This is a genomic window from Aporhodopirellula sallentina SM41, assembly GCF_000346505.1.
Classification (GTDB): domain Bacteria; phylum Planctomycetota; class Planctomycetia; order Pirellulales; family Pirellulaceae; genus Rhodopirellula; species Rhodopirellula sallentina.
Genome location: NZ_ANOH01000152.1, coordinates 25,965 through 48,968 on the forward strand (window position 1 = coordinate 25,965; position 23,004 = coordinate 48,968).

General features: G+C 55.7%; 12 protein-coding genes and 1 pseudogene. 4 read left to right on the forward strand and 9 right to left on the reverse strand.

All coding sequences use genetic code 11. The features are described 5' to 3' along the window. Positions 1-458: 458 nt before the first annotated feature. Positions 459-1,633 (reverse strand): annotated as a pseudogene (locus RSSM_RS09950) (DUF3500 domain-containing protein). Between the two features lie 738 nt (positions 1,634-2,371). On the opposite strand from RSSM_RS09950, the gene RSSM_RS09960 reads away from it, so the two are divergent. Further along, the gene (locus RSSM_RS09960; protein ID WP_236621054.1) at positions 2,372-3,799 is read left to right on the forward strand and encodes a BBP7 family outer membrane beta-barrel protein; all 1,428 of its coding nucleotides are present in this window, start codon (positions 2,372-2,374) and stop codon (positions 3,797-3,799) included. A 99-nt stretch (positions 3,800-3,898) separates the two neighbouring features. Here RSSM_RS09960 and RSSM_RS09965 read toward each other — a convergent pair whose 3' ends face one another. Continuing rightward, entirely contained in the window at positions 3,899-9,577 is a 5,679-nt protein-coding gene (locus RSSM_RS09965) for a cadherin domain-containing protein (RefSeq protein ID WP_008677448.1), read from the reverse strand. A 316-nt stretch (positions 9,578-9,893) separates the two neighbouring features. On the opposite strand from RSSM_RS09965, the gene RSSM_RS09970 reads away from it, so the two are divergent. After that, positions 9,894-11,114, forward strand: a complete 1,221-nt coding sequence (locus RSSM_RS09970) for a cohesin domain-containing protein (protein ID WP_008677450.1) — start codon at positions 9,894-9,896, stop codon at positions 11,112-11,114. A 261-nt stretch (positions 11,115-11,375) separates the two neighbouring features. Next, positions 11,376-12,179 carry a cohesin domain-containing protein gene (locus RSSM_RS09975; RefSeq protein ID WP_008677452.1) on the forward strand — a complete coding sequence of 268 codons (804 nt, stop codon included), beginning with the start codon at positions 11,376-11,378 and terminating at the stop codon, positions 12,177-12,179. 114 nt (positions 12,180-12,293) lie between these two features. Here RSSM_RS09975 and RSSM_RS09980 read toward each other — a convergent pair whose 3' ends face one another. Both RSSM_RS09980 and RSSM_RS09985 read right to left on the reverse strand, forming a co-directional pair. Further along, entirely contained in the window at positions 12,294-12,530 is a 237-nt protein-coding gene (locus RSSM_RS09980; RefSeq protein ID WP_044302089.1) for a carbon storage regulator, read from the reverse strand. A 163-nt stretch (positions 12,531-12,693) separates the two neighbouring features. Continuing rightward, the gene (locus tag RSSM_RS09985) at positions 12,694-13,818 is read right to left on the reverse strand and encodes a DUF5658 family protein (RefSeq protein ID WP_008677459.1); all 1,125 of its coding nucleotides are present in this window, start codon (positions 13,816-13,818) and stop codon (positions 12,694-12,696) included. A 570-nt stretch (positions 13,819-14,388) separates the two neighbouring features. Between RSSM_RS09985 and RSSM_RS09990 the strand changes: the two genes are divergently transcribed. Beyond that, the gene (locus tag RSSM_RS09990; RefSeq protein WP_236621055.1) at positions 14,389-15,339 is read left to right on the forward strand and encodes an AraC family transcriptional regulator; all 951 of its coding nucleotides are present in this window, start codon (positions 14,389-14,391) and stop codon (positions 15,337-15,339) included. A gap of 93 nt (positions 15,340-15,432) precedes the next feature. Here RSSM_RS09990 and RSSM_RS09995 read toward each other — a convergent pair whose 3' ends face one another. The 5 genes from RSSM_RS09995 to RSSM_RS10015 all read right to left on the reverse strand — a co-directional run. Beyond that, positions 15,433-16,899, reverse strand: a complete 1,467-nt coding sequence (locus RSSM_RS09995; RefSeq protein WP_144059700.1) for a hypothetical protein — start codon at positions 16,897-16,899, stop codon at positions 15,433-15,435. 98 nt (positions 16,900-16,997) lie between these two features. Next, complete coding sequence (locus tag RSSM_RS10000; protein WP_008677465.1) at positions 16,998-19,832, reverse strand: serine/threonine-protein kinase; 2,835 nt, start codon at positions 19,830-19,832, stop codon at positions 16,998-17,000. Next, entirely contained in the window at positions 19,829-20,470 is a 642-nt protein-coding gene (locus RSSM_RS10005; RefSeq protein WP_008677467.1) for a sigma-70 family RNA polymerase sigma factor, read from the reverse strand. Before RSSM_RS10005 ends, RSSM_RS10000 begins: the two co-directional genes overlap by 4 nt. 380 nt (positions 20,471-20,850) lie before the next feature. Further along, positions 20,851-21,858, reverse strand: a complete 1,008-nt coding sequence (locus tag RSSM_RS10010) for an amidohydrolase family protein (RefSeq protein WP_236621056.1) — start codon at positions 21,856-21,858, stop codon at positions 20,851-20,853. A 5-nt stretch (positions 21,859-21,863) separates the two neighbouring features. Beyond that, the coding region (locus RSSM_RS10015) for a WD40 repeat domain-containing protein (RefSeq protein WP_044302103.1) at positions 21,864-23,004 on the reverse strand (1,141 nt) is incomplete at its 5' end.

The window sequence follows — 23,004 nt, forward strand, 5'->3', positions numbered from 1 at the left end:
TTGAACGTAGCGAGAATAACGGTTCGTCGGAACTTCTCCACGCTCGGTCCGGTCTGCTGCGCGATCCACGGGCGGTGCGGGCTATTGATTTTCTAGCCCGCACCGCAAGCAAGGGATTCAGCGGCTCCACTCGCTTGCCGGTTTGTCGATTTAATCAAGAGTCAACCTGTTTTCGTTTAACGGCAATACCGTTCAATTTTCGTTTAACCCGTGCCCGAAGGGTAGGTTGTGTTCCGTCAAACGTCGCCTACGGCTACCGGTTAAACGAAAACGCCACAACCCGGTGCTTCATTGAACGGTATTGCGTTTAACCGGTAGCCGTGGGCGAATGCACTGGCAAGTAGGTCGCGTTTGGCTGCCCGTTAAAAGAATAAATCAACAGCCCGTTGCGCGTCGGGCTAGTGCTGCCCTCCGCCGCTATCAAACTCGACCAGATTAACAGCCCGGGTGGGACTGCGTTACTCGTGCGAATGCGTGTGGTAGTGCTGACGTAATAGGTCTTTGCCGTAGTCATTGCCGTTGGGAGTACGAACAACCGTGTGAATATGGTCTCGCGTCGGCTCTGCCGTATGGAAGGGGGCGACGCGACGTTGATGATCGAACTCGATCAGAATCACGGGACTGTGGATGCGGTAGTAATAAACACTTTCCTCGGTCATGCCACCGATCCACGCAAAATAGGTCTCATCGAGATGATCCTCGACTTCAGACATCCGCACTTTGGCGTGAGGGGCACGCATGTTTCCGACGTATTCCGCAATCAGATCCAACAAGGCTTCCTGCTGTTTTTCGTGAACTCCGACGCCTTGATCCCGGCGTAGTCCAACACGACATTGTCTTTGTATGCCTCGGTCAGGTTGTTATTTCCGTCCTTCCGATTCATCAAGATCGCTTTGGATCGCTGACGTTCGTCTAGCATCGTCATCAACGCGAGTCCTTTGTCTTGCTCGTCTTGCATGACAATGGTTCCCTGAAACTTTCCTTGTTTGGCCTCCACCGGTTCGGACCCCATGAACACCGGGCTCATGACGACCTGATCGCCGAGCACAAAGTAATTGATCACGACGTGATGACCATCGAGTTGCCATCCCCATGGCTGCGTGGGCGAAGGTGTTCCCATGACCGTGACCCAGTACAGCCACTCGCCATACTCGTCAAAATTGTTCGCCAGTTCAGCGAGCGTGCCGTTGAGTTTCATGATGTCGCGAGTCTTCTTCAGACCCTTGGCACTCAGACTTTGACGAAACAACTCGAACGCGAGTTTGCGTTGCTCGTCCGTCATTTCGTCGAAGCCCACTCCCTGCCGAACCGGGCGGTGGCGGTTGTCCCACTTTCGCCATTCCGAATCGTCAACGGGAAAGACCGTGCGTTCGCGCTGCGACGGGGTCAATCCCGCGAGAAACGCTTCTGCGGCGACACGAACCGGTGCGGTAGAAACCCCGGTTGATTCGATTGCGAACAGTCCATCCTGTTTCCCCTCAGAAGTTCGGATTCCGATGAAAGGATCGTCGACCGTTCGCATACCACCGCGTTGCCCCGGTCGCTGTGAATGCGCGACCAAAGCGAACACCGCAAATACAGAAAGAAACGTCGCGGTCATCATGCTGCGGTTTATCTTCGATCCCATGCTCATTCGTTTGGCTCTTTGTTGGAGTTGCGAGTTGCCCAGGCCTGATCACAACGACGGGACGCTCACGTTGTCGAGATAACACACCTGTTCGGTGAGTTGAATTCGCTCAGCAAAAGACAGCAACCCGACCTCATTGGTTGTTCACGCATGAACCGTGTATGGCAAGCGTTCAGACCGGTCTTCATTCATCCCTGCATCCAATTCTAACGCCGTCACCATGCAGAGTGAAACCAATCGTGAAACTGACTTTCACCAACCAAGCCAAATTGATTGCAATCTGTTCACTGCAGGATGATGTGTCGCGAAATTCGCTGGCTGAATCAGACTTGACGGTCATCGCCTCGGCACCTTGCACCAGTCTTTTCCATGGAAACAACGGCGTACGCCGATCGGGTAATGAAACCTTCGACGGGTTTGTGAATTGTCCGCGCGAGCCTCGGTGGGATTCACACTATCCACATACCGGTAAACGATTCGCCGACCGATCGAGTAATCTTCTTGCGAATTCACCGAATTTGCAGAGCCAATCTTGTTGGCGACTCGGCTTCGAGTGTAAAGCATGTAAGAACCACGATTCTCAAAAGAGCGTTCGTGGGAAAGCGTGCTCACCGCGATAGACAAATTTTCACATGCCGCTGGGATCAAGGTGGGCGTGCGTTTGTCTGTCGATTCGAGATCACCCTAGCCGGTGAAACAGCAAACTAATTCGGCCCCAAAAGCGCAACAGAACGCTTTGATTTCATGAACAAATTCAGATGCCTATTGCTAGCGTTCGCCTGCTTGACCGTGTCGAGCAGCGACTCCGCTGCGCAACAGGCGGACCAGGACAGCCCTCGGGCGGTGGCCTCTCAGTCGACCCAAAAGATGACGTGGCAACCTCTATCAATCGACGGAAAATCGATCGATTCTGACTCAACCGATCTTGAATCGGATTCGACGATCTCGGGTGTCTCCTACGATGACGGCGAGTCAGAACTGCTATTCGCTGAACCACAATTTACTGAAACACTGCCGGGCGGTGAAACGTTCGGAGAAGAGATCATCTACGAAGCGGGACCACACACCCCAAGTGATTTCGCGTGCGACTGTGGGTCCTGCGACAGCTGCAATCACCGTTCGGTTATGTGCGGGTATTGGCTGCGTGCGGAGTACCTGCTCTGGTCACTCGACGGAATCGACCTGCCGCCGCTGGCGACGACGAGTCCGGCCGGCACAGCCCCCGAAGACACGGGGATTCTTAACCAAAACGGCACGAGCGTCTTATTCGGAAACAGTACCGAACTGGATTCCATGCGATCCGGTCTCCGCATCACTCTCGGTTGGAACGGCGATCGACAGGGAAACGGTTTTGAGATGAGCGGTATGGGCATCTTCCAAGACGAGGAAACGTTCCGCAGTGCCGCTTCGCTACTCGCCCGTCCCGTTATCGATACCGGGGTCGGTGGCGAATCGGCGATGTTGGTTTCGCATCCCGATTTTCTCAGCGGCAACCTCAACATCAACGTTCGCAACCAGTTGGCATCCTTCGACGTCAATCGTCGACAGCTACTTTCGGCACGCGGCAATCAACGTCTCGATCTTCTCCTCGGGTATCGCTATGGCAACCTCGAGGAGATGCTCCGGATCGAGCAGTCATCGGAGTACACCGCCGCACAGGGTGCCATCATTGCGGGCACAACCGTCGACCTATTTGATGACTTCCAAGCCGAAAACCATTTCCACGGCGCGCAAATCGGTCTTCACTACCAACAACGAGCCGCGGCAACGACGTGGGACAGCTACGTCAAAGTCGGCCTCGGTGTCAATCGAGCCGAAACCACGATCCGCGGCCAAACAACCAATACAGTTCCTGGCGGTGGCACGTCGACTTTCGAGGGCGGTTTGCTCGCACAATCAACCAACATTGGCGACTATGACGAGTCGACCTTCATGGCATTGCCAGAGATCGGATTTAATCTCACGACACAAATTCGTCATGACATGCAGTTCACCATTGGCTACAGCATGTTGTATTGGTCGGACGCGGTGCGAGTTGACGATGCGATCGATCGCACCGTTTCTCAGTATCCTCCCGAGGACGCGGCGGCGGTCGGTCGACCAGACTACTCTTTGGAAACCAGCAGCTACATCGCCCATGGGCTGAGCATCGGTGCTGCGTTCCAGTACTAACGAACCGTCCAAAAAATCGTCTAACGTGATCCGCCATCTCGGCATCCGTCTAAGTTCACGGACTGAACCGCGAACATAGACGTTCCGAAATTGATGGGCTTACAACACCGTCACGTTGATCGTCAACGTCTGCTCAACCGTCAGACCGTATCGATCTTCCGCGAGCACTCGAATGCTGTACTGCGACTGAGTGGACTCATCAGCAACAAAGTTCGTTTGCAACTGGCCGTCAACAATGGTGAACGACGCGTTGTCAGTATCGCCATCACCCGAAACGAGTGTGAAGACATGCTCGTCAAACAAGTTCGTATCGATCGCCGTTAGCGAGCCGACAACAGTGCCCGCGGGCGAACCGTCACTGACAGAATCATTGTCCAATTCGATTGACGTCGGGGCGACATTCGCCTCGGTAACGATCAGATCCGCGGAGTCTTCAAAGAACAAACCTTCCGAATCCTCCACCCGAACGCGAATCGAGTACAGAGCCTGAATCGACTGGTCGACTGCTTCGGCGGTTCGCAATTCCCCTTCGTCAAGCGTGAACTTATCGTTGTCGAGGTCACCGTCACCGGACGCGAACGAGTAGGTGAAGGTATCTCCCGCGTCAGGATCGACTGCATCGAGAATACCGACGAGCGTTCCGGAAGGCTCACCGCTAGCGATCGCAGGGAAAGCGAGCATGATCGACGTTGGAGCTTCGTTGACATCGATCACGCTGATCGTGATCGGTTGCTCAAAAATTTCTCCACCGGAGTCCGTCGTCCGGACGCGAATCGAATGTGTCGACTGGGTCTCAAAATCCAGCGACGCGGCAGTGACCACGTTGCTGCCAACGATCGCGAACGACGCATTGTCGGTGTCACCCTCTCCACTGACGAGCGAGTAAGTAAACGTGTCCGACGCATTGCCGTCGGTCGTCGTCAAACCACCGATCACGGCACCGATCACAGCATCCTCTTCGATGGTGTTGTCATCTAAGGTGATCGCCGTCGGAGCGACGTTGGTATCCGTGACGGTGATTGTGAAGACCTGCTCAACAACGGCGCCCCCCAAATCAGAACTCTGAATTCGGACCGAATACGTCGACTGTGTATCAATGTCAAACGTAGTCGCGGTAATCAAATTATCGCCGTCGATTGCGAACGAGGCGTTGTCGGTGTCTCCATCACCGCTCACCAAGGAATAGGTAAAACTGTCTCCGGAATCCTCGTCCGTCGTAGTGAGGCCTCCCACCACGGCTCCAACCGTCGCGGTTTCGGAAACCGTTGCGTTATCGAGAACCACTGCGACGGGTACGTCATTAATGTCTGTCACCGAAATAACGAACGACTGTTCAACAAACGCATCACCCGAATCCGTGCTGCGGATGCGGACTGAATACGACGACTGAGTTTCGAAATCAAATGCGGCAGCGGTTACCAGATTGTTCCCGTCGATTGAGAACGATGCGTTGTCGGTATCACCATCACCGCTGACGAGGGTATACGTAAACGTATCCGATGCGTCTGCGTCGGTGGTACCCAGTACGCCGACGATGGTATCGACCGCGGCGTTTTCAGCAACACTGGCGTTGTCGAGCGTAATCGTCGTCGGAGCTTGATTCCCTGCTGTTACAGTAACCACGAATACCTGTTCGATCGTCGCACCGCTATCGTCGGTCGATTGAACACGAACCGAATAAGACGCCTGGGTATTGATGTCGAACGTCGTGGCAGTGACGAGGTTGGCGTTGTCAATCTCAAACGAGGCATTGTCCGCATCGCCCTCTCCACTTACCAACGCATACGTGAACGTATCGCCCGCGTCTTCATCCGTCGTGTGGAAACCGCCAACAACCGTCTCGACAGCCGCGTCCTCATTGATGGTCGCATTATCGAGTTGCAGTTCCGTCGGGGCGTCATTCAGATCATTCACAGAGATCGAGAACGTTTGCTCAACAAACGCACCGTCTCCATCGGTGCTGCGAACACGTACCGAATACGTATCCTGCGTTTCGAAGTTCAAAACAGATGCAGTGGTAAGGTTGCTACCATCGATCGCAAACAACGTATTGTCCGCGTCACCGTCTCCGCTGACGAGCGAATAAGTGAACGTATCGGAGACATCGGAATCGGTCGTGCTCAGCGTGCCCACGGTAGTTCCTGCGGCAGCATTCTCGTCGACCGAAGTGCTATCGATCGCGATCGCAGTCGGTACGGAATTGCCATCCGAAACAGTGACGGTGAATACTTGCTCAACAAACTCGCCACCCGCATCGGTACTACGCACCCGCACGCTGTAGGACGATTGCGTTCCCGAATCGAGCACCGCTGCGGTGACCAAATTGTTTCCATCAATTGCGAACGATCCGTTGTCGGTATCCCCTTCACCGGCAACCAACGAATAGGTGAACGAGTCCGAGGCATCTGGATCGGTCGTGCTCAATCCGCCGACAATTGTCCCGCTGGCTGAATCATCAACAACGGTCAGGTTGTCGACCGCAATGGCAGTCGGCGTTTCGTTTACATCGACGATCGCGACCGTAATGACTTGCTCGACCGAGGCTCCACCGCTATCTGTGCTTTGCACTCGGACGGAGTAAGACGATTGGCTTTCGAAATCGAACGAAGCGCCGGTAACGAGATTGCTGCCGTCGATAGCGAACAGGCTATTGTCTGTATCCCCCTCACCACTGACCAATGCGTAGGCAAACGTGTCCGATGCATCATCATCGGTCGTCGTTAGCCCTCCAACGACCGTCCCGGTGGCCGAGTTCTCTGCGACGCTGCTGTTATCAATCGCGATCGCCGTCGGAGCGTCGTTCACATCCGTCACGGTGATCGTAAAGGTATCTTCGACAACCAATCCGAATGGATCACTCGACTGCACTCGTATCGAATACGACGCCTGCGACTCAAAATCAAACGACGCCCCGGTGACCAAGCTGTCGCCGTCAATCGCAAACAACGCGTTATCCGTATCCCCCGTGCCGCTGACCAAGGTGTACGTGAACGTATCCGACGCATTCGCATCGGTCGTGCTGAACGCGCCAACAACGGTCGCCGCATCCGCATTCTCAGCGACCGTCGAATTACTCAGCGAGACAGCGGTTGGACCGACATTCGTTTCGGAGATGTTGATCGTGAACGTCTGCTGGGTCGAGAGACCTTGTGAATCTTGCGCGAGCACACGAATCGAATAGCTCGACTGAGTCTGCTGGTCGGCAACGAACGCTGAAACTAACTCGTTGCCCGAAATCGTGAACGAAGCGTTGTCGGTGTCGCCGTCTCCAGAGACAAACGAATACGTGATGGTGTCGCCAACATCCGGATCGTCTGTCGAGAGCGTGCCGACAAACGTACCGCTCGGCTGTCCATTCGCGATGTTCGTTCCCGAGAGCGATATCGCGGTAGGTGCTTCGTTGACACTCGAAACGGTGATCACGAAACTTTCTTCAATGAACTCACCCGATGAGTCGGTACTCCGTACGCGAACGGTCAAACTGCCCTGCGTTTCCGCGTCGAGAGCAGCCACCGTCTGCAGTTCATTTCCCGAGATCACAAAGCTCGCGTTGTCGTCATCACCGTCCCCAGAAACGAGCGTATAGGTGAACGTATCACCGGACGTGGGATCCGTCGTGGTGAACGCACCGACGACATTTCCGTCGGTTCCGTTCTCAGCAATCGTTGAATCACTCAACGCGATCGCCGTCGGCCCCTCGTTGCTTTGAACGATCGAGAACGACTGCTCAAAAATGCCGCCGTCGGAATCAGTCGTCCGCACACGAACGCTGTAGCTCGATTGCGAACTGAAGTCGATCGTCGTCGCCGCTTGCAACTGGTCACCAACGATCGAGAACGACGCATTGTCGTCATCCCCGTCGCCACTGACCAATGAATACGTGAACGAGTCTCCCGTATCCACGTCGGTCGTCGTCAACGTTCCGACCACAGAACCGGCGACCGCATCATCTGCGAGCGTGTTATCACTCAACGTGATCGCGGTCGGATCATCATTCGCATCGAGGACCGAGATACTGAACGTCTCGTCGACCGACAACCCTCCTTGATCGGTGCTGCGGACCGTGACCGAATAGCTGTCTTTGGTTTCGAAGTCGAGCGTTTGCGTCGCGACCAGCGAGTCGCCTGATATACCGAATGTAGTATCAGTGGTGCTGCCATCGACTGAGACAATGCTATACGTAAACGTGTCTCCCGTATTGGGGTCCGTGGTCGAGAGCGTGCCGACCGTCGTATCGGCGGCGGCGTTCTCGGCCACCGAAGAATTACTAAGAGCGATCGTTGTCGGAGCAAGATTGAGAGCCGTAACCGATATCGTGAACACTCGCTCGAGAGTTCGTCCGGTGGAGTCCGTCGTTTGAACCCGGATTGTGTAGCTGTCTTGAACAGACGCGTCAAAAACCTCTGCGGTCACCAACGAGTTGCCCGAAATGCTGAAGGCACTGTTGCCGTCATCTCCCGTGCCTGCCACCAACGCATACGTGTGCGTGTCATTGGCATCGGGGTCCGTCGTCGTGAATGTGCCCACAGTGCTTCCCACCGCGAGGTTCTCTTCCACAATGTAGGACGACAAAGCCAGATCGATCGGGGCTTGAGCATCAGGAAGGGGCGGAATGTTTGGCGTCGACAAATCGACCACTCGTCGCAACAAATCGCTCGCATCGAGCGGGCTGATCCCGTCGACACCGGTAACGTCACCGAGCAACACCGGGTCGATTGCCGCGAACGGTACCACCGCCTCCGAAGTGGTGGACGAATCGGTAACGACAAATCCACTATCGAGGTCCACACCGACACGAGCCACCAAACGAGCGTCCTCCGCGTCATAACGCCGGTTGGCGTTGACGTCTCCGGCAAATGCGACCACCTGAATCGCATCGTCGGATGTCGCCGACATGGCGCCTGCGTTGACCTCGACCGAACCGATTTGCAACGTTTGAACGGAACCGTACGCAGCGTCTTCAGGCACCGTGGCGATGATGTTGATGATGTCGGCTTGTCCCGATTCCATGGCGTCGAGACTAAAGAACGACACGGTGATCAACCCTGGCGTATCCAAATTGGCCTCGACCTGGCTCCCCGTCGGGGCATCTTCGCCGAGTTGTACCGCCGACACGTCCAGCAAGGTGGGGTCATATTCAATCGTCAGCGTTACCGAAGTCACTCCATCGGCGTCGCTCAACTGGATAGGCAGTCCAGCCGGCAATTCAGCTCCACTGCCGGACGCTGGGCCTTGTGCGGATTGAGTCGGCCCGCGAACCAGATCAGGCATTCCCACAACTAACGACGAGTCATTGGTTACGACAAACGTCGTCACGTAGTTACCACCGGCAGTCCCGTCGTCGTCGCCGTCGAGCAGTTCCCCGTCATCCAAATCCTTAAACGCATCGTCAGCACTGCGGAGCGTGACGGTGTAAGTGTCTGCCGCGAGGGGACCACCGGTTGCAACGAAAGTTACGGAAGTGCCGTTTACGACGAGCGATCCACTCACACTGCCGGTCGTCGCCCCCTGCAACGTCACGTCTGCCGCACCGGCATCCCCAGCTTCATTGTCATAGAGGCTGAGTTCCTGAGTGCTGATCTGTTCACTCAGTTCGGCGGTGAACCCCGAAGGAGTTGGCGTGAATGAAGCAATCGTCGCGGCTAATACTCTTCGCGACTCCAGCGATTCGAGTCGCAGTTGTCGGTCTTTCGATGCAGTAGAACGATGGGTGGCACGATTAGAACGTTTTCTCTTGGCAGTCAAACGCGAAAACAAACTCTGTACAGTTGGGTTCATATACCTTGGACCTTATCCGGATCAAACCGGAGGAAATGTTGTTGGGGCAATCCATGCCAATGAGGTCAATGTCAAATGGTCCCTTGTGACATCCAAACGGCTCGGTGAGCCACCCCCTGCGACTAAGACGGAGTCTTGGTCCATTTCGTCACAAGGCTTTTGACTTTTTTTCAGAAATTTTTTCGAGACAATCCGCAGGGAATTATTGTTGAGTGTGACATCCCTGCGAGGTATTCCTTCCTAGGAAAGTGAACGATCCATCAAGTTTTGATGAGCATAGTTTGCACCCCGTCGATCTCAACAAAGACCCACACCGATGCAACGAATTCATTCCCGACGACTCTCCTTTCAATCCTTCGAAGAAAGACGGCTCCTTGCTGCGGTCGACATTCCGGATGATCTATCGGCCGCCCCCTCTGCGATCGTTTCCGCACCGGTGAACATCGACACAGCGGCAGGCGTGCGCGCGGCAGAAATCCGGCTCAGCTACGACACCTCCGTGCTCGATATTGATCCCGACGCGATTTCATTGGGCAGCGTTTGGGGAACCAACACCGACGCCCAGATCACCGCCAACGTGGACGATGCGGCAGGAACAATAGTCATCTTTGTATCGGCGTCAAGTGAACTGACCGGCATCTCAGGAAGCCTTGTCGAATTGCCGTTCGAAGTGGCCGATGATGCGTCCGTCGACAGCACGACCGTTCTCGATCTTTCGCTCGTCACTCTCAATGAAGGACAGATCGCTGTCGACCCAACCCCGGTCGCCGGCACTGATTCGACGGACGGGTTGCTCACCATCACCGGCGACGCCGTTGGCACCGACACTATCTCTGGTTTTGTCTACGCCGATGCAGACAACGATGACGCAATCGGCGTGGGCGAAGCGATTCCAGGAGTCACGATTACGCTCGTAAACACGGCCACCGGATCCGAACAACAAACAACAACCGCAGCGGACGGCAGCTATCAGTTCACGCAACTCGCACCGGGTACCTATCGAATCGAAGAGTCCCAACCGTCGGCATACCTCGACGGCGGCTCAAACGAACTGACCGTCACGCTCACGGAAGACAGTTCTTTGGAAAACCAAAACTTCCAAGAACTCGGCCTACTTCCTCAGTTCATTTACACCCGCCTCCTGACCACCCCCACACTCCCGGTTGGCTCCACCGCTTGGAACCAAACGATCGCCCAAATTAATACGGATGCCAACTCCGAGGCAAACGCCGCCGCGTCGCAGACAACCGCGACCACGGAATCGAGTGTGGCCGACACCACGCCCACCGACGACACCTCTTCCAACGATGACTCGGCCGCTGCCGGTGAGCCAATCGCAGCAGTCGCACTCGCGACAGAGCCAATCGTTGCCGCCGCGGGTGAACCCTTGCCACAGGATGATTCAACCGCCACCCCACCGAGCGATGCAGTATTGGAGGCATCCGATTCCACCTTCACCGGCCCGGCCACGGTAGCTGATGAAGACGACGAAGAAACGGCCGCCAAGGACGAAGTTTTTTCGAACAACCTGTTCTAATTTGCTAGCTATTGATTCCACTCGATCCCGCGTGCACTCCGCATGGAGTTTCGCGATGCTTCAGTGCGCTTTTGTTCCTAGCCTGCGACCACTGACTGACGTTGACACTGAATCATCGGGTTGACTAATCCAAAGAGGCCCTGCGAAGGGCGTGCATTGCCACTGCAATGTGTCGAATATCACGGGTAATGTTCAATAGGTGCCAGGATGGCCAGAACGCGGCGCAAGCTTAATGCCGAACGGTTGGAGAGCCGAAAACTCATGACGGGTCTCACCACGGCGACCGCCATCCCGTTTGCCCCCGCGGCGATCTCACCCACCACGGTCCCGGCGCCGCCAATCGTATCGATCAGTCATACGATAACTCCCACATCGCAGTCGCCTGCGAGCCTTAGCACTGCTTCGAGCCTCGACACGGCTCCGAACCTGAGCGCCACCTCGGGCTCCAATGCCCCTTCAAACACCTACGGTCCGCTCGCGGCGGATCCTGCTGACGACAACATCTCAACAGTCCCCGAAACCATTGCCACCGTTTCTGTTGACCAGGTCACCGATCTGCGGGCCGCAGAGATCCGATTCCAGTATGACCCCAGTGCCATCCAGCTCGAAAAACAGGACATCCAGGCTGGCGATGCTTGGGGTGACCAAGCCGCAGTTCTTAGCAACATCGACACCGAAACAGGGATCGTCACCGCCTTCGTCTTTTCGGTTGAACCGATTGAGAATACAGAAGGCGACCTGATCGACATCCACCTGCCGTCACCACCCGATTTCGCATCGAGTGCTTCGCCGAAAATCGAACTCCAAGAAGTTCGCTTAAACGAAGAGGAAGTGACCTTTAACAAAGTCGCACCGGCCCCCCATCGATCAGCGATCGCACCTATCGCACCTGCAGCGATTGCTTCACCGGTCATGCCCCCGGTCCATTCACGGCCTCATCGGTTTGACGAGAACTTCATCGGCCCGATCCGCCCTGAATACGTCGATTCTGCACTTCAGGATCCCCACTTCCTTGCCCATCCTCAAACCTACTTCAAGCAACGCTTCACCGCATCCAGGCCTTAGAGCCGGACGGTAGACTCTTCAGCCGCATGAGGTTCGTTGCGAGACACGCCGAGATATCAGGGCCAATGTTTTATTGACTGCTCTCCCGGCAAAGAACGAAACCGACACTACTTCTTAGGTCGTCACCGAAGCGACCGAGACGGGATCGTTCGACACAACGGATCGGATCTCTCCGACCTTGGTTGTGAAACACTCTGAGATTTCCTGACACAACTCTTCTCGCTTGATCACGACGTTAACCGGCGCGTCCACTGCGATGCGAACTCGGTTGAGAGAGATTTTGGTAACAACGATCTTGATGTCATCACCGATCAAGATCTTGTCACCAATTTTTCGGGAAAGCACTAACATTCTAAATCCTCCATGACGGGTTGGTTTTGCAGTGGAACACTGCGTTTGTTCCTAGTTCCATAGGAAGACAAAACCAACTCAACGTCACGGAATTTCAGATAAAATTCAAACTTTCGCCAAATTCACTCAACCTCGAATCGGCCGACATTGGCATTCGATACCGTTAAACAAACAGCGAATGAAACGTCACCCATCGCGCGGTCAATAACGTCAAAACCAAACAACACCACCACGTTGCTCGTCGTGCAAACGGAAGCTCACGCAGCCAAAACAACAGCCCAATCGACAATGAAGTGATCAGCACTTTAAACGTGATCAACTGCAGCGGATCCGAGATCAACCGACTCCCCAACGGATTCATCTCTCGCATCGTACCGGTTTGATGAGCCACCAAAGTCCACACCAAATCCACCGCTGACATCAGTCCCACGATAACCAGGGATATCACGGTCGATTTTTTGATCGTCTCCCGCATTTTCGGATCATCGATCTGCAAATTGGTCGCTTGCGCGTATGTCAACAAATGCCCAACGGCAACAACGACAAGCACCAACGCAAACACAGTCAACGGGTAACCAATCTGTTCACTCAACCGCTGTGCCGCATGCTGCCGTTCGGCGGTCGTTTCGATCGAGTTCATCTCGTTGATCAACGTTCCCGCTCGCGCCAAAAACGGTTCCGTTGCGTCAAAACCGACAACCAGGTCCGTCCACAATTGCTGGTCTTCCACCGTCGTCACCGCACGAGGAACTTCGACATCTTCGATAGGGCCATCTGCGGTCGCAACGAGCGTTTGAAGTAGCTCATATCCATGCTGCCCCGGCCAGACCAACATGGGCGGCATGTCGGATTTGAGGATAACGATCGCACCGTGGTTGAGGTACGCCATCTCTCGAGCGAGTCCCGACAGCGGGTTGTACTCGGTCACGTCCTGCGATCGCTCTCCGCGGAAACGCTCACCTCCACGAAAGCCCATGCCTCGTGGACGACGGCCACGCATCCCTCCGCCGCGATTGACGTATCGCGTCAGATCGTAGGAACTCGCGGAATACTCTTGACCGTTGATCCGGAAAAGATCTTCCTCAAACTCGATTTTGTACGGTGATGGCACATAGACACCGTCCACGAACAGAAACCCCTCTTCCGTTTCAATCAACCTGCCTGAATCGCCAAACTCTCGGTCGAAACCTCTTGGCTGAGCTTGCACGACCACCGACATTGACGCGAGCAACAAAATAGCGGCAGCGGCACGCAGACCAAATCGGCGGCAAAATGAGTAAGTCTTCATCGCAATCGAATCTGTTCTAAGGGAGACAAGCGGACTGTCGACATAAAACACCGTTCAACGTCGCAGGTAACGCCACACGGTCGTCATTTTTTCTTTTCGCAAGTGTGACAATTCGGTACCGGCATCCTCCTCTTCTATTCATGCGAGGGATTTTCCGAGTTCCCGTGCGCTCCGTCACTACGGAACGTGGCGGGGAATTCAGGCAAAGCGTCCTTTACGAATACCGGCCGAGACAAACTCGATCAGAACCTTTGGCTCGATCCGGTGTTGTAACGTCGCGGCGCTGAATTCGGCAGATTTCTCGTCGTCCTTTTCGCGCGGTCGGGCGGGAAACAATTCCCAACGAGGTGATCGAACCAATCGTGGTCGCAACCTCACCCTTACCAGCCAAATGAATTGCTTGAGCACAGAGCCTCGTGCTTCGCTCACCAAAGCACTTTGTTCCTCGAGTCTCCGTCGATCTAGAAGGTATATCACGTGATCAGCATAGAAGCCTCAGCTCTGCCATTGGGCACGATGCAATCGGTTGCCCACCCTCCGACACAGCCGACCGTGAGCCCCCGTCGCACCGTGAATTTGTTTCAACCTGACCCCATCGCCGAACTGCTCGAGAAGCTTTATCTGCCACAGTGGAAGGCGGTCGAATGGACATTCCCCGCCAATTGGGGCGTGCAGGTCCCAGAAAACGTCGTCAGCATGTACGTTTTCCAACAAGGCAGTGGATGGTTCGTCCCTGAAACTCCCGGCGCCGAGCCGATTCGAATGATGGCGGGCGATCATTTGATCACGCCGTGGGGCACACCGCACCGAATGGTACACACACTCGACTGCTCAGCCGAACCGGTTGCCGAGCGAGTCGACGACCCGACGTGGCACATCCCAACAGGACCTGAATCCACCGCCATTCTCTACGCACAGTTCTCTCTGAATGAACTGAAGCAGAACCCGCTTTCGATCGGTTTGCCCAAGTATGTTCACCTGAACCATCGGGCCGATTCATCGCTACGCTCCTGCATCCCGATCTTGGATGTTCTGTCGACGGCCAAACGCGAAGCCGAACACGGTTGGCAACTAACCGTCCGAAAACTTGCCGAAATCATCTTCATCAAGACTCTTTCGGTTGAACTTACCAACGGCTCCGAGGGCACCAACGGAAATGGTGACAAGCATCTGATGCATGCATTGACGGATGCCACCGTCGGCCCCGTCCTCAAAGTGCTCGTCGAGTCGCTCGGTGATCCATGGACGGTTCCGAAAATGGCGAAACTCGCCAAGGTATCCAAGTCAGCATTCTCCGAACGGTTCCGTAACCTCGTCGGAACCCCGCCGCTGCAGTACCTGACCGAGATTCGTATGCAAAATGCGTGCGAACTGCTGAGAGAGAGCACGATCGAAATTGCAAACATCGCAACCCTGGTTGGCTACGAATCGCCCTCATCGTTCAGCAACGCATTCAAACGATGGAACGGGAAGTCACCCGCAGAATACCGACGCGGTGCCAAAGAGCTTCAGCAAAGCTGAATAGCCAATCACGAAGCGAAATCGCACGACCCGCGGCGGAGCCCTTTTCATAGGAGGTCCGCCGCACTCGTAAACAAAACGCCGCGAAACCGACTATGACAACTGCGGCTCTTCCGAATCCTCGGTCGTTGCTGACTTACGACCACGTAGTTCGACCGTCAACACAACGCCACTGACGAACAGCATTCCGGCGTACGCGACAGGAGCCAGGCTAACAGGACCGACCGCCGTGTCCCCATCTTCGCCCACCGTGCGCATCTCGACTCCCATCGTCAACGCGCGGTCACGATGGACGGCACGAACATCGTGTCCCGGGACGGCAGCCAATTGAAAGCTGCGGAAGTGACCCATACTCGGATCGAGTTGGACCTCGACTGCTTCGCCCAAAGGCAATTGCAACGCACGTGGTAAGACCACATGCCCAATCGCAATGAGCCCGCCGTCACCCGATGCATCGAGAGCCAATCGATCTGCGGCATTTTCACTCGCACGGTCAGTCGAGCCATCCGATGGAACCGCCGAATGTTCTGCACGTGCATTCGCAGAAATGCGATCGATCGTTTCACTTTCGATCTTCCATGCGTCATCTTCATCGTCGGCAGATTTTTCCGATGATCGGTTCGCGTGTTCTGACGAATCAATCTCGATCAAACCGCCTTCACCCTCCAACGCGAAGTCAAGCTGGTCCTTCGTATCTTGAGCGTCGTCGAGAACCGACAAACCAACCTTGAACGCGGGACTGTAATCCGACGGAAAATCGACGACCGACACCGTGCCGGATGTTCGACCTTCGTCATTGGCGATCGTGCTGATCACGCCATCGAGGTCGCTCTCATCCATCGTGACGTCGAGATCGTCGCCGTATTCACCACCGCGTCCGCTGTTGAGAACGTCAGCCCGAACCACATCTCGAACGCCCGGATCGCGTTGACCGGCATCTCGCTGCGGATCGTTGACAACGACAACCCAAATCGCCGGTGGCTGTTCCGTTCGTATTGGAATGAGTTCGATCTTGATATCACGTTCGACATCTTGATCACGTTCGGGCTTCTCTCGCTGAAAGATCTGCGTTCGCTCGTGAACCAATCGATCGTAAAAGTCTCGCGCGAAATCCTCTTTGTCGACGTTACCGTTGTTCAGATGCTCATGACGCGTGACTTCCCATGCATCGATGGCAACTTCCTTCGACACCGCCATTAGCGGACGTTCAATCGCCGGGCCCGTCACCTGTTCCGGTCGGACGATCCATGGCGTGAGGAGCCCTCCGTTGTTGTCTCTCTCGCGGGCACGTTCTCCGACTGCACCCGCGATCTTATCCGCGACCTGAAGCATGGCGTCGTGATCTGCCGCGGCATTTGGCATCCTCTCGGGAGCGCTCACGTCCATCGGTCGATCCGCGGAAACTCGCAGGCCGTCGAACCTCTCAGCGCTCGCACTTGGCGAGACATCCGCCAACGCAGCAAAATCGGCTGACAGCAACGCGCGTGACTCGAGTTGCTCGAGACGCAAAGTGCGTTCACGATTCGACGTTTTTCGGTAACGTTGCGTTTGTTTTTTCAAAGTAGACTTCAAAATTTCAGTCAACCAAATTTCCGTCAACGCATGCTGTGGCATTCTCCGCGACGGACGTCCGTTCATCATAGTTTAAACCAGGAATTTCAGTCCAGACGAATCGGAACTTCGACGGATTGATAAACTGGACGATCGAGCATGTCTTCTGGAGGATCGTAGCCCGCATCCACGGCCATTTGCATCGTCTCTCGGCAAAAATCGCAACGCTCCTTGGTTGCCAAACCACTGATTGGTGTTTGCTCATTGGTTGCCAAACCATTGACTGTCGTTTGTTCGTGTTGCGTTTTCTCGGCCATCACGCGGACCTCTTCGGCTACTCCCGCGAGCCGTTCGCCGTCCCCTTTCCACAACTCACGCCGGCGTTTCGCGGTATCGAACGCTTCGGCGTCGCGGCCGACCGATCGAAGCAACCTAGCGTAGTTGAAGTAATGTTTGCTGAGATACTCTCGGTACTGGGGAACCTCCGGTGTCGATTGATAAGCACGTGTTTGATGCTTGACCGCCATGCGATAGGATTCGATCGCGTCATCAATTTCGTCGAGTCTCTCCTGAGCAAACCCTCGGTTGTTGTAGACGCCACCGAGCGTGCTCTGCAGATCAGCGTCGTTGACGAACAGCTCGGCAAGAGGAATCTGGTGCGCCAGCGATTGATCAAACGCCTCCCGCGCTTCCTCATATCTTTTGTGCGCTGCGAGCGCTAAACCATAGTTGTTATGAGTCACCGCGATATCGCGTTGATAGTTAAGTTGGTTTGGCCAACGTTCGATTAACTGCGACTGAAGATCGATCGCTTGCTGATACGAATGGATTGCCGAGTCCACGTCGCCGGCCGCCACTTGCGCCGCGCCGAGACTATTCAACGTCAACGCCACGCGGCTCGCCGTTTTTGGATTACCCGACTGGGCATTGAGTTCATCCATTTGATTTCGAAGCGCGGTGCGAGCATACTCGACGGCGCGTCCCGGATCACGATTCGCCAATAAACCAGAGAGGTTCTGATAAGTCGACGCCAATTGCTGCGCGACATCTCCGGTTCGCTTCGCATCTGCGATCGATTCGGACAACTCGATACTGCGTTGGTAGGCATCCTCCGCATCATCGAAATTGCCGGTCTTGCTCAGCAGCAATCCAAGGTTATTGAGCGACAACGCCAAGCCCGCTTTCGCATCTGCATCACCCGGCCGCTCTCGGACTAAATCCTCCTGTCGAGCAATCGCCGATCGGTACCAACGGAACGCCGACTCATACTGGCCGGCTTGATCTAACGCCAACGCCAAGTTGTTTTCTCCTGTCGCCAACTCCTGCAATCGGTTCGCGTCAAACGGTTGCGCGTCGGCTCTCTTTGCGAACAACTCTCGCGACATTTCGAGAGACTCAATTGCTTCCTCGACCGCCCCCACTTCGCTCTGGATCGAACCGATCTTTCCATAGGTGACTGCGAGATCGTGCATCAACTTGGGATCGTCATCCGCTCGGGCGGCAAAGTCTTGATAGTATGCAAGCGTTTCTTGCAACAACTGACGTCGAACCGACTCCGCGCCAGGAACATCGGCAAGCTTCTCGGCCACTTGGGCCCCTAACCGATCAACCTGGGCCCGCGACGCCATCTCGCTTTTTGCCAACCGGTCCGCGTTCTCGTCGGATTCCCGTTTCGCCGCCGTGATCATCGCGATGCTGATCGACAGCCCTAACAACGCAACAAGCACGAGCCCTGCCGTGGCAGTCACGATTGCACGATGACGGGCCGCCCAGTGAGTCACGCGGTCGAACAGCGTTGGAGGACGGGCGAGGGTCGGTTCTCCCGCGATGACTCGCCGCAAGTCGCTCGCTAGATCCGCCGCAGTGTCGTAACGCCCGTCCCGCGACTTCGCCATCGCTTTGGCGACCACGGTCTCCAAATCGGCCGGCACATCCGGACGAATCGAACGCAGATGAGGTGCGTTGCGTTCGTCAATATGCCGCAGAACCGCGGGAGCATCCCCTCCGTCAAACGCCGGTTGCAAACACAACATTTCATACAGAGTGGCACCGAGGGAATACACATCCGTTCGCCCGTCGACAATCGCGGAATCGCCGCGAGCCTGCTCCGGACTCATGTACCGCATCGTCCCGACGACGTCACCCGTTTTGGTCAGTGTCGCTTCGGTTTGACAACGGGCCAAACCAAAGTCAGTGACCCACACTTTTCCATTGCGATCGATCATCACATTGGAAGGTTTGATATCACGATGAATCACGCCAAATTGATGCGCCGTATCGAGCGCCTCGGCAATCTGGATTCCGATAGAAACCACGGACTCAATCGACGGTTTTTCGCCCTCCTCAATTTGCTTCGCAATCACCTCATCAAAAGACTGCCCGTCGATAAACTGCATCGCGTAGTAATGCACACCCCGCACCGAACCGACCGTGTACACAGGCACGATGTTCGGGTGATGAAGCTGAGCCGCAGCATGCGCTTCGTTGTTGAAACGTGCGATCTGTCGCGAGTCCAACACCGCGGCAAAGGGCAACAATTTAATCGCAACGATCCGATCGAGCGACAATTGCTTTGCGCGATAGACGACCCCCATTCCCCCGCGACCGATCTCCTCGAGCAAACGAAAATCACCGAGCAACTTCTCGGACGATTCCGCCGACTCACTATCCGTGTCCCCTTCCGCAACGTCATCCTGCGGAACGAACCCGGCCGCAATGTGATGCAGATCCTCCAACCCGGTAATGTAGGAACGCAGCGGTTCGATGAGTTCGCGATCGTCCGCCGCGAGCTGCTCCACCGACGGCGGCACGCCTTTTTCTAAAGCGATCAAATACTGATCGAGCAACGCCGTGAGCCGTAGCTTCTGATGGTAAGTCAGCTTCCGGGTGGTTTCCGACTCGATGCTGAAATCAGAAAACGACGACGATTCGATACCGCTCACGTATTGGCCTCAAAAGAGGCTTTGAATTTGTCCATTGCTCGCAACCACAACATCCGCACCGATCCAGGTTTTCGATCGAGGCGATCTGCGATCTCATCAAAAGATAAACCTTGCAAGTTTCGAAGCACGATCACGTCTCGGTATTGCGGTCGGAGTTTCGCGAGCTGATCAGCCAACTCCACCGCACGCTCTCGGCGACGCATCGGTTCACTCGGCGACGGCCCGCGATCCGCCAACATGTTCGCGAAGTTAGCGGCACTGTTGTCGAGCGTTTGGCTGACGTGCTCGATCGATATCTCACGACGCATGTCTCGCTTCTGAGCATTGAAGTGCACGTCGATCGCCGTCCGAAGGCAATTCACCAAGATCTGCCGCAACCAGGCCAAGAACTCCTGTTCGGTCCCGCCACGAAAAGCCTCAAAATCACGGTGAGCCCCCAGCATCGTTTCCTGCACCAAATCCGACGGATTCATCCGCCGTCGCAGTCGACCGTCCAATTGGGTGGTCGCTAAGACGGTCAAGTAGTTGCGGTACAACTGCAACAATTCACCGAGCGACTCGGCGCCTTCGTCGCGGGCTTTCTCCAGCAAAACCTGAACGGGCGATTCAGCCTCGTCCGGCGTCTCGGCACTATTCATAACGGCGTTCGATCCATCTCTTGTACGGGCCATCTCTTGTACGGGCCATCTTCTATACGGGCCATCATTCAAACGGGCCGTCTCTCCCACAGGGTTCCGCGAACCAATCGCGGCGCACATCGCCCCAATCTCGGCGTACATCGGCGTCCAATGCGGTCCGACCGGCGGACTGGCCATCGGCGGACTGGCCATCGGCGGAGGATCGGCTCCAACTCAGTGTCGCCACTCCCACCGGGACCGACAAGCTACCACTCTAACCCTCGATCGCACCATGAGTTCCGCGGCGCAGTAGATACGTGAGCAACCCGAATGGCCTTTGGCAACACCCGAAACTCAGCGGCCGCCTGCAGAAATGTGAGTTTCGCCAGCAAAATCGTTGTCTATTCGCCTTGAATCGACTCACGTCGACCGGTGCGTTCCACCCATTGGTAGGCTCGTTTGGAATTCAACGAAGCAAAATTCCGTGTCGCTTCTTTCCCGCGTTCGGCCGCGTACTCGAAGACGATTCGCTGCAAAGACTCGTAGTCAGCCGCTCGTTCGGAAACCGGCCAATTGCTGGCATAGATCACTCTGTCGTCACCAAACGCATCCCAAACGACGTCCAAGTATGGCCGGTAGAAGCCGAGATCGTCGGGTGCCTTTGCGCCGCTTTCTCGGTCCGCGTTTTCGACCAAAGCTGAGATTTTGCAGAAGACATTTGGGTACCTCGCCGCCGAACGAATGCTTTCCGCCCAATCTTCCGGTGGTGACGAGGAGGAGACCTTCACGTTGCCGATGTGGTTGATCACCATTCTCAACCGAGGAATCTTCTCAGCGGCCTTCGCCACCACTGCCGGCGTTCCCGAGCCTCCGTTGACATCGAGCGTCAGCCCTTTGTCAGCGAGCAGATGCAAGTCCTTCAAGGCAGCTTCATCTTCTCGACTTGCTCGCAGCAGTTCATCGAGCCTGCTGCTTCGCATTCGGATGCCTCGAAACAATGAGTTCGCAGCAAATCGATTCAGTTGCCTAGGGAACTCGGTTGATCCGACCGGCAATCGTCCAATGATTCCTACGATGAAGGGATCTTCGGCGGCCAATCCCAACAACCACGCATTGTCTTCCACACGCGAACTCGCCTCGACAATCACCGTTCCGGACACAGGGCGATATTGCTTCAGCGCACGAAAGTGGCCAGGCAACACAGTCCGGTACAGCGAAGAATCTTTCGGCGGCCAAGGCACACCTTCGGGCCGACTCGGATCGTAGAAGTGCGTGTGGCAATCGATGATGTCGAGGTGATCTATCCGAGCCGGCGGGTCGTCCCCTCGCACGGAATGATGCCCACATGTTGCCCCCAACCCCAAACCGATTGCGATTCCCGCCAAGATCCAAATTCGACGCTGAGGCATCCACATCATTTCGTTTTGATCGCATGAGAATGAAGCCGACCGGCTGAATCCCCTGTGATCGCGGTGGCACCGTTGAAGGTCAACACCGATTGTAGCGGAAGATTTTTGATGTTGTTGTTCTCGCTATCGCTCGGGAGAGTGAAGACGTTGACTTCCTCTGCATCGCTCGACCACACGCGTACTTTCTGATCTCGGCCGCAACTGACTAACTCGCCGCTCGGACCAAACCGCAGGTCCAGCACTCCGTTGGGGATTTCACCATATACGCCGCTCGGACGTTTCGGTTGGTGTGCTTTCGCTTTCGTATACAGCGGCCAACCTTTCGCCACGTCCCACCACACGATCAATCCGTCCTCGCCACTGGACGCCAACACACGAGAATCCGATCGCCACTCGAGCGCCGTGACCGACGCCTTGTGTTCCGCCAACGGGCGAATGACGCCTCCGTTTTCGGCGTCCCACAGATGAATGTTACCGACACGATCGGCTGTTGCGAGATGTTTTCCATCGGGGCTGAACGCCACCGCAGTCACCCAGTCGGTGTGTTTGACCAACCGATAAAGCAACTCGCCGGTCTCAGTAGAAAACACTTTGATCATCCGGCCCGAACCGCCGATCGCAACACGTCGTTCGTCAGGCGAGAGATCCGCGGCAATAATCGCATCGGCCTCGTCGCCCATCTTGGCCAAACGCTCGCCGGTTTTCACGTCAAACAACACCGCGACCCCATTCTGCACGGGACGCCCTCCGGCGACCATCAACAGTCGCCCCGATCGGCTGAAACGCAGCACGTGCGGTTCGCCTTCGGGGAACGCCACCGCTCCAATGGTTTCCTGTGATTGTGTGTTCACAAACTCAACGCGTTCATACGAACCGACCGCCAACAGAGGTGCCCGCGGGCTCGACGCCATCGCAATCACGGGGAACGCACGAAGAGTACGCGCGGGTTTCAAAGGCGACAAGGCTTCGGGCATCGCCGGCGGCGTGTCGTCGAAATCAGTCATCGACGTCGGGGTGAACGCCACGCCCTGCTTCTTCTCGACCTTGCTCCCAGCATTTTGTCGCAACCCGGAGTCAATCCAGGCGCGAATCAACGCGACCTGTTCTTTGGGAAGAGGATCATTTTCCGGAGGCATTCGCTCTGCC